This is a genomic window from Streptomyces sp. NPDC059256, from assembly GCF_042753785.1.
Classification (GTDB): domain Bacteria; phylum Actinomycetota; class Actinomycetes; order Streptomycetales; family Streptomycetaceae; genus Streptomyces.
Map to the genome: position 1 here is coordinate 28,160 of NZ_JBHYZO010000012.1, position 14,114 is coordinate 42,273.

General features: G+C 68.2%; 13 protein-coding genes. 9 read left to right on the plus strand and 4 right to left on the minus strand.

Annotated elements, in window-relative coordinates; genetic code table 11:
- Positions 1 to 598: RICIN domain-containing protein (locus ACFXJL_RS23635; RefSeq protein ID WP_384695399.1), on the minus strand; the 598-nt coding region annotated here is incomplete at its 3' end.
- A gap of 161 nt (positions 599 to 759) precedes the next feature.
- Between ACFXJL_RS23635 and ACFXJL_RS23640 the strand changes: the two genes are divergently transcribed.
- Complete coding sequence (locus ACFXJL_RS23640) at positions 760 to 1,791, plus strand: helix-turn-helix domain-containing protein (protein ID WP_384695402.1); 1,032 nt, start codon at positions 760 to 762, stop codon at positions 1,789 to 1,791.
- 61 nt (positions 1,792 to 1,852) lie between these two features.
- Here ACFXJL_RS23640 and ACFXJL_RS23645 read toward each other — a convergent pair whose 3' ends face one another.
- Entirely contained in the window at positions 1,853 to 2,296 is a 444-nt protein-coding gene (locus ACFXJL_RS23645; RefSeq protein ID WP_384695405.1) for a DUF1801 domain-containing protein, read from the minus strand.
- Between the two features lie 338 nt (positions 2,297 to 2,634).
- On the opposite strand from ACFXJL_RS23645, the gene ACFXJL_RS23650 reads away from it, so the two are divergent.
- Positions 2,635 to 3,435, plus strand: coding sequence for a hypothetical protein (locus tag ACFXJL_RS23650; RefSeq protein WP_384695408.1), 801 nt, complete (start codon positions 2,635 to 2,637; stop codon positions 3,433 to 3,435).
- Positions 3,436 to 3,749: 314 nt separating this feature from the next.
- On the opposite strand, the gene ACFXJL_RS23655 is transcribed toward ACFXJL_RS23650, so the two are convergent.
- Positions 3,750 to 4,541 (minus strand): hypothetical protein, encoded by a 792-nt coding sequence (locus tag ACFXJL_RS23655; RefSeq protein ID WP_384695411.1) that lies wholly within the window; start codon positions 4,539 to 4,541, stop codon positions 3,750 to 3,752.
- A 917-nt stretch (positions 4,542 to 5,458) separates the two neighbouring features.
- On the opposite strand from ACFXJL_RS23655, the gene argC reads away from it, so the two are divergent.
- The 5 genes from argC (at position 5,459) to ACFXJL_RS23680 (ending at position 10,519) form a co-directional block, all read left to right on the plus strand.
- Positions 5,459 to 6,487, plus strand: a complete 1,029-nt coding sequence (gene argC, locus ACFXJL_RS23660; protein ID WP_384695414.1) for an N-acetyl-gamma-glutamyl-phosphate reductase — start codon at positions 5,459 to 5,461, stop codon at positions 6,485 to 6,487.
- A 177-nt stretch (positions 6,488 to 6,664) separates the two neighbouring features.
- Positions 6,665 to 7,819: a bifunctional glutamate N-acetyltransferase/amino-acid acetyltransferase ArgJ gene (gene argJ / locus ACFXJL_RS23665; protein ID WP_384695417.1), complete on the plus strand. Its 1,155-nt coding sequence runs from the start codon at positions 6,665 to 6,667 to the stop codon at positions 7,817 to 7,819.
- 21 nt (positions 7,820 to 7,840) lie between these two features.
- Positions 7,841 to 8,761 (plus strand): acetylglutamate kinase, encoded by a 921-nt coding sequence (argB, locus tag ACFXJL_RS23670; RefSeq protein WP_384695420.1) that lies wholly within the window; start codon positions 7,841 to 7,843, stop codon positions 8,759 to 8,761.
- Positions 8,758 to 9,975 (plus strand): acetylornithine transaminase, encoded by a 1,218-nt coding sequence (locus tag ACFXJL_RS23675; RefSeq protein WP_384695423.1) that lies wholly within the window; start codon positions 8,758 to 8,760, stop codon positions 9,973 to 9,975. Before argB ends, ACFXJL_RS23675 begins: the two co-directional genes overlap by 4 nt.
- Positions 9,976 to 9,982: 7 nt before the next feature.
- Positions 9,983 to 10,519 (plus strand): arginine repressor, encoded by a 537-nt coding sequence (locus ACFXJL_RS23680; RefSeq protein ID WP_358878171.1) that lies wholly within the window; start codon positions 9,983 to 9,985, stop codon positions 10,517 to 10,519.
- A gap of 67 nt (positions 10,520 to 10,586) precedes the next feature.
- Here the strand turns inward: ACFXJL_RS23680 and ACFXJL_RS23685 are convergent, their stop codons facing one another.
- Complete coding sequence (locus ACFXJL_RS23685; protein WP_358878170.1) at positions 10,587 to 11,174, minus strand: pyridoxamine 5'-phosphate oxidase family protein; 588 nt, start codon at positions 11,172 to 11,174, stop codon at positions 10,587 to 10,589.
- Positions 11,175 to 11,281: 107 nt separating this feature from the next.
- Between ACFXJL_RS23685 and ACFXJL_RS23690 the strand changes: the two genes are divergently transcribed.
- Positions 11,282 to 12,475: an argininosuccinate synthase gene (locus tag ACFXJL_RS23690; RefSeq protein ID WP_358878169.1), complete on the plus strand. Its 1,194-nt coding sequence runs from the start codon at positions 11,282 to 11,284 to the stop codon at positions 12,473 to 12,475.
- Positions 12,476 to 12,679: 204 nt separating this feature from the next.
- Positions 12,680 to 14,107, plus strand: a complete 1,428-nt coding sequence (gene argH, locus ACFXJL_RS23695) for an argininosuccinate lyase (protein WP_384695428.1) — start codon at positions 12,680 to 12,682, stop codon at positions 14,105 to 14,107.
- Positions 14,108 to 14,114: the final 7 nt, after the last annotated feature.

Consider the following 14,114-nt stretch of genomic DNA (forward strand, 5'->3'; position numbering starts at 1 on the left):
AGTTGGCGTAGGGGCCGGTTTGGCTTTGGCAGCCGAAGTGTCGTAGCCCGATGTTGCTGTCGTCCACGCACAGTCCCGTGGCGACATTGCGCAGCACGTTCGTGCCACCGGGAGCCGCGACCAGAACGAACCGCTGGTAGTTGGCGTAGGGGCCGGTTTGGCTTTGGCAGCCGAAGTGCCGCAGTCCGATGTTGCTGTCGTCCACGCACAGCCCGGTGGCGTGGTTGCGCAGGACGTAGGTGTAGGGAGCGACGGTGACGAAGTCGAACTTCTGGTAGTTGGCGTAGGGGCCGGTTTGGCTTTGGCAGCCGAAGTGTCGTAGCCCGATGTTGCTGTCGTCCACGCACAGTCCCGTGGCGACATTGCGCAGCCGAACCGTGTAGACGGCGGCCGTACCCACGGCCTTTGTCGTGAGTGCCTCGCCTAACCGGCCGGTTGCAGGGCCGTCCGGAGCGGCGGCCGGTGGTGCGGGCGGTGTGGAAGGTGTGGCCGTGCCCGCGGCAGAGGTGCTTGCCGACGCCAGTACGAGACCGGCTGCGGCGAGGAGCGAGGCAGCGCCGCGAACGGTCCTGCCCACGAGATTGCGCCTGCTGTTCAAGGTGCCTCCTACGTCATGGAGAGCTGTGCGAAGGGGTGCGGCAACGAGTATCTGCGCGACGCACCCCCGCTGGCTCTGGCAGAGAGCGCACGGGAGGTTGGCCGGTAGCGCACGGGAACTGGCCGGAGGCGCGCTTTACCCGGATGACGGCGCCGCCGAACATGGAGCCCGAGCGTTTCGGTGGACTCGGGGGTGCGATGCCGGCAACGAGGGTGACCCGTGTCCAGGCGGACGGCGTCAGCCCGCAGGACCGGCTCGGCTGGTGGGCCTCGATGGTGGCCGAGGCGGTCATGCCGGTCGCGATCAGCAGCGACCACGCCCACCGTTTCAAGGGCCGGGCCACTTCGCTGCAACTGCCCCACACCGAGGTGTCGTCGTTCTCCTTCTCACCGATGTCGGCCCGACGCACCCCGACCCACATCCGAAGGGCGGACCCCGAGTCGTACTTCCTCGTGCTGGTCCACGGCAGTCCGATCGGGCTGGAACAGGGGCGCAACACCAGCCTCCTCCAGGCCGGCGACATGGCCCTGTTCGACACCTGGCATCCGCTCGCCTGCGAGTTCCAGGACCAGGGACGACAGTGCAGGCTCACCCTGGTCCGGCTGCCCCGCGCCACGATGCCCCTGCCGTACGAGCGGACCAACGGACTCTTGAGCACCCGGCTGCCCACCAGGGCCGGGACCGGCGCCCTGCTCGTGTCCTTCCTGGCCGGTCTGCGGGCGAACGCGGCCCACTGTGACGAGGCGGAACTGCTCCGTCTCGGCGCAGTGGGATTCGATCTCGTCGCAGGATTCCTGGCCACCCGGTTCGACGGGGCGTCCACCCTGTCGACCGAGGCTCGGCACCGGATCCTGTTGACCCGTGTTCTGGCGCACATCGACCGCCACCTGGCCGATCCCGAACTGGGGCCGGTGTCCCTCGCGGCGCGCCACCACATCTCGGTGCGGCTGCTGCACCAGTTGTTCCGGCAACACCCGGAGACGGTCGGCGCCACCATCCGACGGCGGCGACTCGAACGCACCCGGGCCGACCTCGCTGATCCGCAGCTTCGGCGCAGGGCCGTCGGCGAGGTCGGTGTGCGGTGGGGGTTTCGAGACCCCGCTGACTTCAGCCGTGCGTTCCGCGCGGCCTACGGTGTTCCGCCGGGAGAGTACCGACGGATGGTGTCGGTCCCGGATCACCCGTACATCTGACGCGGCCTGCTCTCACCCGGCTGGATCGTGACCGGGCCGGGCGGTGGGACGCGACGCCGCGTCAGCAGGCGGCCTTCTTGACGAGCGCGGTGATCGTCTCCTCTGCCTCGTCACTCAACTCCGTCACCGCGTACGACGTGGGCCACAGACCCCCCTCGTCGTCGAGGCCAGCCTCGGTGGTGAATCCGAAGGTCGAGTACCGCTCCTTGTCGACCTGGCCACTGCGGAAGAAGCACACGACCTTTCCTTTCCTTGCGTAGGCCGGCTGTCCGTACCACAGCTTCGGCGACAGTTCGGGGGCGGTGGTGGTCACGATGGCGTGGATGCGTTCGGCCACTGCTCGGTCCGATCCGGCCATCTCCGCGATCTTCGACAGGACGTCCAGTTCCTCGGCCGCCTTCTTGTTGCCGCGACCACGGTTGGCCTCCTTCTTCAGCTCAGCGGCACGCTCCTGTATGGCGGCACGCTCATGCTCGGAGAAGCCTCCCGTGTGTTTCGTGCTCATCGCCTCATCCTCCTGGTCGAGCTCCGTACGAGGTGCTTCGACGTTAGTGGTGCCGAGCGGTCGGGGCTTCTCGATTCCTGATCGATGCGGGTGGTGCGTTCCCGGGGACACGGTGCTTCCGTCGAAGAGGAGATCCGACCGGTCAGGAGCAGACCGGTCAGGAATCGAGAAGCGCGCGCCCGACGGTCGTGCGTAGCGTGACGGACATGGACTTCACGGGCTGCTGCGCATCCCTCCGTCCCCCCGTCCAACGGCCCCGAAGCCGTTCCGGGCGTACCACCGGGCCCGCGCTGCGGAGGTCCTGAATGACGTCGGTTCCGAAAGGGGAGTCCCCTCGCATGGCACTCACGCTCGACACCATCACCCTCGGAGTACCGCACGTGAAGGCCGCGCACGCCTTCTACACGGCCGCGCTCTCACCCCTCACCGGCGGAGAGAACGACACCGCCGAACTGGACCTGCACGGCACCGGCCACCTGGCCGTCCGCCAATTCGACGACCTCGCCACCGAAGTCGGAGCAGACCCGGTGACCGAGGGCTTCCGCGGCTACGTCCTGTCGTCGATCGTCAGCCAGCCGAGCGAGGTCAAGGCGCTCCTCGAAGCCGCCACCAGCAACGGTGCGACGGTCGTCAAGCCGGCGAAGAAGCAGTTCTTCGGCGAGTTCACCGCCGTCTACCGGGCACCCGACGGCGCGGTGTGGAAGCTGGCGGCGGCGGCCAAGAAGGACACCGGCCCGCGCACCGATCCGCCGAAACCGACCGAGACCGCGATCTACCTCGGTGTCGCCAAGCCGAAGGCTTCCAAGGTCTTCTACGAGAAGCTGGGGATGGGCACAGACCATGACTACGGCGACAAGTTCATCGACTTCACCGTCACCGGGGGGGTGTGCCGCCTGGGTCTGCTGCCCCGACAGGGCCTTGCGAAGGACGTAGGCGTTGATCCGCGCGGCGACGGCTTCTCCGCGCTCGTGCTCACGCACACGGCCGCTTCCCGCGCCGAGGTCGACGCACTCCTCGCCGCCGCTGACTCCGCTTGGGGGCGGGCCGTCGCCGGCGCGGCACGGGTCGACGGGGGTGAGTACGCCGGACACTTCACCGATCTCGACGGCTACCACTGGAAGATCACCACGCCCGTATGACCAGCGGCGGCCCCGGGGCCGGTGACACCCGGGCCGACACAGACGACGTGGCGCCGCTCAGTCCCTTGGAAGCCGGGGTCCCGCCCGATTCCAGCGGGAGGGCACCGGCTTCCTGCCTCATCGCGGGTCGGGACGGTGCCGCAGTCGAAGCCGCCCGTGACCATCCGAAGGGTTCGGCCGCCGAGTCGCCCATCCACCCGCTGACTGAGAGGCGTCAGCCACAGCCGTTGAGGCGAACGTTCGAGCTGACAACCTCCGGGCTCAGCCAGCCCGCCTGAGCAGTGCATCCGGACGGGGCGATGGCGGCGTGCGCATCACCAGGCCGGGCTCGCCGCGTACCACCCGGCCGGGAACGGAAAACGGTTCGGTGAGAACGGCACCAACCAGTCGGAGTCCCGGTAGTGAGTGGACACGCCAGTCCCCTCCTGAGTCTTGTCGGGCGGTCCGGAGCTGGGGAACAGGGAGGGCACCACAGGACGCCCCAGTCGTTCCTTCCACACGCTCATCCACTTCTCAAGATTCGGGAATGCCTCCCGCACCGCCGTACGGTTCACGAACTTGTACTTCTGGTGAATGAACCCCTTTTGGATGTCCGCGTCGGTGAGCTTTCCCGCACCCTTGAGCTCATCCCACTTCTTTTGGGCGGCTGCCACCATCAGATCGGATGAGACATGAATGTCACCGTCGCTGGGTCCGACCGGCGTCCCGTTCTCATCGAGCGCCCCCAGCTTGTAAAGGGTTTCGAATGGGCGGCGTGCGGGGCGTTCGCTGGCAGGCGTGGAGCCCATCCATGTCTGGAGCCGCTCCAGTGCCAGGGGCTGCTCTGCCAGATCCCGTTCGGTCGGGAAGTTCTTGTGACGGCCTGAGAAGAAGAAGGCCCATGATCCCTGGAGCCGCACGTCGTATTCCTCGGGGTGCTCACACGCGGAGCACAGAGCCTGGTACAGGGACGATGACAGCTCTTTGAACTGCTGCGGAGTCGTGCCCAGGGGGGCTTGGTAGCGGCGCCACCAGTCGACCTGCTGCCGTGTCAGCCCGAGGAACTCCAGGTCACGCGGCTGGATGAGATATCCCGTGTCATCGCGCGGCCATGCCCGGATTCCCACGCGCTGGTTTCCCGGGACCCGTCCGTCGGCGTCGATGAGCCCCTTGGCCTGGGCTTCCTGGCGCCTCTTTTCGAAGTGGGGGTTCTCGTCGGCCGGCGAACCCGCCCGGACGGATTGCCCGTGGACACTCTTGGCAGTCAGCCCCGGGGGCGGTGATACGGCAATGGTCGGAGCTGCCGATGGACCCAACAGAATGAGAGTCGCGGCGGCGAGTACTCCCAGCCTTCGATGCTGACGTGACACCCTTTACCTCCAGCAGCCGGAACGGGCCCCATGGTCCGCGCTCATCGCGATCCATGTGTTTACGGGGCCTTATACGCAGGGGTAAACGCCGGCCTTGCGCCCTAGGGCACGGCCTCGGAGGTGGGAAGTCGGGCGGCTGTCAGATGGCGAAGAGAGCAGATTTCCGGAATTGATGACGGGTGAGTGACCCGATATCCCTGGGACAATTTCTCGCGGTTCGGGGCGGCGGACGCATGCGTCGGCGCGGACCAACTCCAGGCGGTCCTGCCGGGACGCGCTCACTCCTCTGGGGCGATCTTCGGCCGCGCTCCCTCGGGAAGCGATGTGTGCTGACGCTCACCCGCGGCAGCCACCTCTGATGCCGCGGAACCCCTCCTGGAGTCCAGCAGCGACGGGAGCAGGTTCACGTGGCGAGCCGGGGCAGCGGCACCGTCCCGCGCTCAAGTAACTGCTTGGCTACTGCTTCTTTCGCAATCCCAGTTCTTTCGCAATCCCAGCAGGTCAGTGCGGTAATCGCCACCCTGCGTGCCAGTGGAATCACTCTGTGTTGCCAACTCAAGCGCTCGGGGTCAACTCGGCCGTTCGGTCGCAGATCGCTCCAGCCTCAACCTGAGGACTCATTGCATAAAACTTCCGAACTGCGTATAGTCATGCCATCAATGAGGAGGGTTTCGATGGTTGTTCGAGCAGCAGTGGCCGGTGCGAGCGGTTATGCGGGCGGAGAGGTGCTCCGACTGCTGACCGCACACCCCGGGGTGGAGATCGGCGCGCTGACCGGCAACTCCAACGCGGGTCAGACCATCGGAAGCCTCCAGCCCCAACTGCTGCCACTGGCCGACCGCGTCCTTGAGGCCACCACCGCCGAGGTGCTGGCCGGTCATGACGTGGTCTTCCTGGCCCTGCCGCACGGGCAGTCCGCCGCCGTGGCGGAAGAGTTGGGCGACGACGTCCTCGTCGTCGACATGGGCGCCGACTTCCGACTCACGGACGCCGGCGACTGGGAGCGATTCTACGGTTCGCCCCACGCCGGAACCTGGCCGTACGGCCTCCCCGAACTGCCGGGTGCCCGGGCTGCGCTGGAGGGGTCCAAGCGCATCGCGGTCCCCGGCTGCTACCCCACGGCCGTCTCGCTGGCCCTCTTCCCCACGTACGCGGCGAACCTGGCCGAACCGGAAGCCGTCATCACCGCCGCCTCCGGCACCTCCGGCGCGGGCAAGGCGCCCAAGACACATCTCCTCGGCTCCGAGGTGATGGGGTCGATGAGCCCCTACGGAGTCGGCGGCGGTCACCGCCACACCCCGGAGATGATCCAGAACCTCAGTGCGGTGGCGGGCGAGCGGGTCACCGTCTCGTTCACACCGACCCTGGCACCGATGGCCCGTGGCATCCTCGCCACCTGCTCCACCAAGGCCAAGCCGGGAACCACCGCGCAGGACGTCCGGGCCGCCTACGAGAAGGCGTACGCGGACGAGCCCTTCGTCCGACTCCTCCCCGAGGGCCAGTGGCCGGCGACCGCACATGTCATGGGGGCGAACGCGGTGCACCTCCAGGTCGCCTTCGACGAGAGCGCGCACCGCATCATCGCGATCAGCGCCATCGACAACCTCACCAAGGGCACGGCCGGTGGAGCGATCCAGAGCATGAACATCGCCCTCGGTCTCCCCGAGGACACGGGGCTGCCCCTGGTCGGGCTCGCGCCATGACGGCCTCGGTGCGATGTGCCCAGCAACGCGCCCACGGCGCGGCGCACCCGCACTGACAGCGGTGCGGATGACCGGGGGAGAGATCGCCACCGGGCCACTGATCGGGACGAAGGCCGTAGGGGCGCGCCGGGCGCGCGAGAAACGCGAAGAACGCGAAGAAGCCGAGAGGGAGACAGAGTGAGCGTCACCGCAGCGAAGGGGTTCACCGCGGCGGGCATCGCCGCCGGAATCAAGGAGAGCGGCAACCCCGACCTGGCGCTGGTCGTCAACAACGGGCCGCGCCGGGCCGCCGCCGGAGTCTTCACCTCCAACCGGGTCAAGGCCGCACCTGTCCTCTGGTCGGAGCAGGTGCTCAAGGGGGGTGCGGTCACAGCGGTCGTCCTGAACTCCGGCGGCGCCAACGCCTGCACCGGCCCGCAGGGCTTCCAGGACACCCATGCCACCGCGGAGAAGGCGGCCGAGGTGCTCGAAGGACACAGCGCCGGTGAGATCGCCGTCGCCTCCACGGGGCTGATCGGCCTGCTCCTGCCCATGGACAAGCTGCTGCCCGGAGTCGAGACCGCTGCCGGGCAACTGTCCGAGCACGGCGGCGAGAAGGCCGCCATCGCCATCAAGACCACTGACACCGTCCACAAGACCGCGGTTCGCGAGGGCCAGGGCTGGACGGTCGGTGGGATGGCCAAGGGTGCCGGCATGCTCGCGCCCGGGCTCGCCACCATGCTGGTCGTTCTCACCACGGACGCCGATCTGGAGGCCGCAGTCCTCGACAAGGCACTGCGCGACGCGACCCGGTTGACCTTCGACCGGATCGACTCCGACGGGTGCATGTCCACCAACGACACCGTGCTGCTCCTCGCTTCCGGCGCGTCCGGTGTGGTCCCGGAGTACGAGGCGTTCGCCACGGCCGTTCGGGAGGTCTGCGACGATCTGGCCCGCCAGCTGATCGGTGACGCCGAGGGGGCGTCCAAGGACATCCGCATCGAGGTGATCGGTGCGGCCACGGAGGACGACGCCGTCGAGGTGGGGCGTTCCATCGCCCGCAACAACCTGCTGAAGTGCGCCATCCACGGCGAGGACCCCAACTGGGGGCGGGTGCTCTCCGCCATCGGCACCACCGAGGCCGCCTTCGAACCGGATCAGCTCAACGTGGCCATCAACGGCGTCTGGGTCTGCCGGAACGGCGGCGTGGGGGAGGACCGCGAGCTGGTCGACATGCGCTACCGCGAGGTCAAGATCACCGCAGATCTCTCCGCGGGCTCCCAGTCCGCCGTCATCTGGGCGAACGATCTGACCGCCGACTACGTCCATGAGAACAGCGCCTATTCCTCCTGAGGATTCGGGGACCTTCACTCCATGAGCACCCGCAAGCACACCGCCCTGCCCAAGGCGCAGATCCTCATCGAGGCTCTGCCCTGGCTGACCAGGCACAACGGCAAGGTCGTCGTCGTCAAGTTCGGTGGCAACGCCATGGTCGACGAGGACCTCAAAGCTGCTTTCGCCCAGGACGTGGTCTTTCTGCGACAGGCGGGCCTGCGCCCCGTCGTCGTGCACGGCGGAGGGCCGCAGATCAGTGCGCAGTTGGATCGACACGGCCTGGTCAGCGAGTTCAAGGCCGGTCTGCGGGTCACCACGCCCGAGGCGATGGACGTCGTACGCATGGTGTTGGCCGGCCAGGTCCAGCGGGAACTGGTCGGACTGCTCAACCAGCACGGGCCGCTCGCCGTCGGCCTCACCGGCGAGGACGCACACACGATCACGGCGATCAAGCACCAGCCGCTGATCGACGGCGAGTTGGTCGACATCGGCCGGGTCGGCGAGATCACCCGGATCGACAGCGGTGCGATCGAAGCGTTGTTGGAGGACGGCCGCATCCCGGTCATCTCCTCCATCGCACGCGCGGAGGACGACGGACATGTCTACAACGTCAATGCTGATACGGCGGCTGCGGCACTCGCTGCTGCGCTGGGCGCGGAGACCCTGATGGTCCTCACGGACGTCGAGGGACTGTACGTGGACTGGCCCAACAGCGACGAGGTGATCAGTCGACTGACGGCCACCCAGTTGGAGAAGCTGCTGCCGGACCTGTCCAGCGGCATGGTCCCCAAGATGGAGGGCTGTCTGTTCGCCGTGCGCAACGGAGTCAACACCGCCCGGGTGATCGATGGCCGGGTCCCGCACTCCATCCTGTTGGAGATCTTCACCGACGAGGGGATCGGCACCATGGTCGTCCCCGACGGGCACCCGCTCGTGACGCACGCACAGGGGGAAGCATGAGCAACCAGGAGTACGCCCGGCGCTGGCAGGGCGTGATGAGCGACAACTACGGCACGCCCGCCCTGTCCTTGCTCCGCGGCCAGGGCGCGACGGTCTGGGACGCGGACGGCACCGAGTACACCGACTTCGTCGGCGGCATCGCGGTGAACGCACTCGGGCACGGCCACCCCGCCGTGGTCGAGGCCGTCTCCCGCCAGATCGCCGCGCTGGGTCATGTGTCCAACCTCTATGTGTCCGAGCCGCCCGTCCTGCTCGCCGAGCGGCTCATCGAACTCTTCGCCCGGCCCGGGCGCGTGTACTTCTGCAACTCGGGCGCGGAGGCCAACGAGGCCGTCTTCAAGATCGGACGTCTGACGGGCCGTCCCCACATGGTCGCCACGACGGGCGGTTTCCACGGCCGGACCATGGGAGCACTCGCCCTCACCGGCCAGTCCGCCAAGCGGGACCCCTTCCTGCCGCTGCCGGGTGAGGTGACCCATGTTCCGTACGGGGACGTGGAGGCGCTGAGGGCAGCCGTCACCGCGGACACCGCCCTGGTGCTGATCGAGCCGATCCAGGGCGAGAACGGCGTGGTCGTTCCGCCCCCGGGCTATCTCGAAGCCGCTCGTGAGATCACCCGTGCCGCCGGTGCGCTGCTCGCACTCGACGAGGTGCAGACGGGTGTCGGCCGGACCGGTTCCTGGTTCGAGCACCAGGCGCACCAGGGCGTCGAGCCGGACGTGGTGACCCTGGCCAAGGGGCTCGGCGGAGGTCTTCCGCTGGGGGCGACCGTGGCCTTCGGCCCTGCGGCCGACCTGTTGCGACCCGGACAGCACGGCACCACGTTCGGTGGCAACCCGGTCGCCTGCGCCGCTGGGCTCGCCGTTCTCGACACCCTCGCCGGCGATGGAATCCTCGATCGGGTCAAGCGGCTGGGGGAGAAGATCCGGGACGGGATCGAGCGGCCGGACGGCCGTGACGCACATCCTCTGGTCTCCCATGTCCGCGGTGCGGGACTGCTGCTGGGTATCGTGCTCAACGAGCCCCTCGCGCCCCAGGTGCAGCTCGCGGCTCAGAGTGCCGGTTTTCTGGTGAATGCCCCGGCTCCCGATGTCGTACGGCTCATGCCGCCACTGATCATCGACGAGGCTGATGTGGACGCGTTCCTCCAGGCATGGCCCGGTGTGCTCGATACGGCCAACGAGAAGTACGGGGAAGGACGATCCGGAGAATGAGACGCAGATGACCGAGGCGCAGGACACCGAGCAGGGCGGGCCCGCGGTTCCGCAGACCCGCATGGCCCGCCACCGCCAGATCGTGGACATCCTCAACCGGCAGCCGGTCCGCTCCCAGAGCCAGTTGGCCAAACTGCTCGCCGACAGCGGGCTGAGTGTCACCCAGGCGACCCTCTCCCGGGATCTGGACGAGTTGGGCGCGGTGAAGATCCGCAACACCGGTGGTGAGCTGATCTACGCCGTGCCCAGCGAGGGCGGCTTCCGCACGCCCCAGGCTCCGCTCGGCGGGTCGGCCAAGGAGGAGCGGATGCGCAGACTGTCGGGGGAGCTCCTGATCTCCGCCGAGGCGTCCGCCAACCTGGTGGTCCTGCGCACTCCTCCGGGCGCGGCCCAGTTCCTCGCCTCGGCCATCGACCAGGCCGAACTGCACGACGTCCTCGGCACCATCGCGGGCGATGACACCCTGATGCTGATCAGCAGGGATCCGCTGGGCGGTCAGGCCCTGGCGGACCACCTGCTGAGGCTGGCCCAGAACGACCGGTAGCGGTGAGGGCGGGTCACCCGGTGGTCCGCCCCCTGTCCTGGGCACGGCGCTCTGCGGAGCGGGATCGCTAGGCGGAGCGCTGGGGCAGTGGGAGCGGTAGTGCCGGCAGGCCGTCCAAGCTCACCCCGACGTGCTCCTTCTTGGCGCAGTAGGCCGCGAACTCCTCGTCCGACTTCCGACCGAAGTGCTCGGCGTGTTGGGTGCGCTCCTCCCGGTAGTCCATGAACGGGACGGCGAAACCGCAGGCGTCGCTGATGCGGCGCGCATGGACGACGATGATGGCCCGGGCCCCCGGACCGTCCGCCGCCGAGAACTGGCCGATGAGCTCCGACCAGCGCGGATCATCCCGGAAGACCGCTTCTCCGCTGCCGTGGACCCGCAGCACCTTGGGCGGCCCGGCGAACGCGCACCACATCAGGGTGATCCGCCCGTTCCCCTCCTCGCGCAGATGCGCGATCGTCTCTGCGCCGCTGCCGCCGAAGTCCAGATAGGCCAGGGTGTGCTCGTCGAGGACGACGAGGCTGCCGCTGCGGCCCTTGGGGGAGAGGTTGACGTGCCCCTCGCCGTCCAGGGGCGCGGTGGCGGTGAAGAACACGGGCTGCTGCTCGATGAACGTCCTGATGCGGCCCTCTATGCGTGCGTATCGCTGTCCCATGGGGTGGATTATCCGCCGCGCGGGACGCCTCTGACATCTGATATTGACGAATCATGCAAGGGAGTGCATACTTATTCCATCGTCGAATGCACCGTAAGGAGAATCCCGTGACCGAGCGCGTCGTACTCGCCTACTCGGGCGGTCTGGACACCTCCGTCGCCATCGGCTGGATCGCCGAGGAGACGGGCGCCGAGGTCATCGCCGTCGCCGTGGACGTCGGCCAGGGCGGCGAGGACCTGGACGTCATCCGCAAGCGCGCGCTCGCCTGCGGTGCCGTGGAGGCCGAGGTGGCCGACGCCAAGGACGAGTTCGCCGATGAGTACTGCCTTCCGGCGATCAAGGCCAATGCGTTGTACATGGACCGGTACCCCCTGGTCTCCGCGCTCTCCCGGCCCACGATCGTCAAGCACCTCGTCGCCGCCGCCCGCAAGCACAACGCAGGCATCGTCGCCCACGGCTGCACCGGCAAGGGCAACGACCAGGTCCGCTTCGAGGCCGGCATCTCCGCGCTCGGCCCCGACCTCAAGTGCATCGCCCCGGTCCGTGACTACGCGATGACCCGGGACAAGGCGATCGCCTTCTGCGAGGCCAAGCAGCTGCCCATCGCGACCACCAAGAAGTCGCCGTACTCGATCGACCAGAACGTCTTCGGGCGGGCCGTGGAGACGGGCTTCCTGGAGGACATCTGGAACGCCCCGATCGAGGACATCTACGAGTACACCTCCAACCCGGCCCTCCCGCGCGAGGCCGATGAGGTCGTCATCTCCTTCAAGGAGGGCGTCCCCGTCGCCATCGACGGCAAGCCCGTCACCGTCCTCCAGGCGATCCAGCAGCTCAACGAGCGGGCCGGCGAGCACGGCATCGGCCGGATCGACATGGTCGAGGACCGGTTGGTCGGCATCAAGTCCCGCGAGGTGTACGAGGCGCCCGGCGCGATCGCGCTGATTACCGCACACCAGGAGCTGGAGAGCGTCACGGTCGAGCGCGAGCTGGCCCGCTACAAGCGGCAGGTCGAGCAGCGCTGGGGCGAGATGGTCTACGACGGTCTGTGGTTCTCCCCGCTCAAGCGGGCCCTGGACGGCTTCATCAACGAGGCCAACCAGCACGTCACGGGCGACATCCGGATGACCCTGCACGGCGGCCGGGCCGTTGTCACCGGTCGGAGGTCGGACGAGTCGCTCTACGACTTCAACCTCGCCACCTACGACTCCGGCGACACCTTCGACCAGTCGAAGGCCCAGGGCTTCATCGAGATCTTCGGACTCTCCTCCAAGATCGCTGCCAAGCGGGACCTGGCCTGATCCCTCGGTTCCGTCGAGCCCGCCGGAGCTGTTCCTGTCGTCGTTGGAACCGGCACGGTTGGCCATCCGGCAGAAGCTGGCAGGGTCGGCAGACCTGATAGGGGCCTCGGCGACACGACGCCCGCACCATGTGAAGAAGCCGCCTCCCCGTAACCTTTCGCGGGGAGGCGGTCGCACATCTCTTTCTTCGAGGAGCTTGAAGCTGTGAGCAGCAACAACGGTGACGTCCGGCTCTGGGGCGCTCGGTTCGCCGACGGTCCCGCCGAGGCACTGGCCAAGCTGTCGGCATCGGTCCACTTCGACTGGCGGTTGGCGCCCTACGACATCGCCGGATCGCGGGCCCACGCCCGTGTGCTGCACACCGCGGGGCTGCTCACCGAGGACGAGCTGACCCGGATGCTGGCGGGCCTCGACCAGCTCGAAGCCGATGTGGCGAACGGCTCCTTCACCGGCACCATCGCGGACGAGGACGTCCACACCGCGCTGGAGCGGGGCCTGCTGGAGCGCCTCGGGCCCGACCTCGGCGGCAAACTGCGCGCCGGGCGCTCCCGCAACGACCAGATCGCCACCCTCTTCCGGATGTACCTGCGGGACCACGCCAGGATCATCGGCGCACTCATCGCCGAGCTCCAGGACGCACTCGTGGGTCTCGCCGAAGCCCACCCCGATGTGGCGATGCCCGGGCGCACCCACCTCCAGCACGCCCAACCCGTCCTCTTCGCCCACCATGTGCTCGCGCACGCCCAGTCGCTGTCGCGGGACGCCGAACGGCTGCGGCAGTGGGATGCGCGGACGGCCGTGTCCCCGTACGGATCGGGTGCGCTGGCGGGCTCCTCGCTGGGTCTGGACCCCGAGGCCGTCGCCGCGGACCTGGGCTTCGAGGGCGGTTCGGTCGGCAACTCCATCGACGGCACCGCATCCCGCGACTTCGTCGCCGAGTTCGCCTTCATCACCGCGATGATCGGGGTGAACCTCTCCCGGATCGCCGAGGAGGTCATCATCTGGAACACGAAGGAGTTCTCCTTCGTCACCCTCCACGACGCCTTCTCCACCGGCTCGTCGATCATGCCGCAGAAGAAGAACCCGGACATCGCCGAACTCGCCCGCGGCAAGTCGGGCCGGCTGATCGGCAATCTCACCGGCCTGATGGCCACCTTGAAGGCCCTCCCGCTCGCGTACAACCGCGACCTCCAGGAGGACAAGGAGCCCGTCTTCGACTCGTGCGACCAACTGGAGGTGCTGCTGCCGGCCTTCACCGGCATGATGGCGACCCTGACGGTCAACCGGGAGCGGATGGCCGAGCTCGCGCCGGCCGGTTTCTCGCTGGCCACGGACATCGCCGAGTGGTTGGTGAAGCAGGGCGTGCCGTTCCGTGTCGCGCACGAGGTCGCGGGGGAGTGCGTCAAGGAGTGCGAGGACCTCGGGATCGAGCTCGATGAGCTCACCGACGAGCAGTTCGCCAAGATCTCTCCCCATCTGACCCCCGAGGTCCGCTCGGTCCTCACCGTGTCGGGCGCGCTGGCCTCCCGCAGTGGACGTGGCGGTACGGCCCCCTCGGCGGTCGCCGTCCAGCTGACCGAGGTCAAGGCCGATCTGGCCGTGCAGCACGCCTGGGCGAACGCCGTTCGCTAACCGGGGG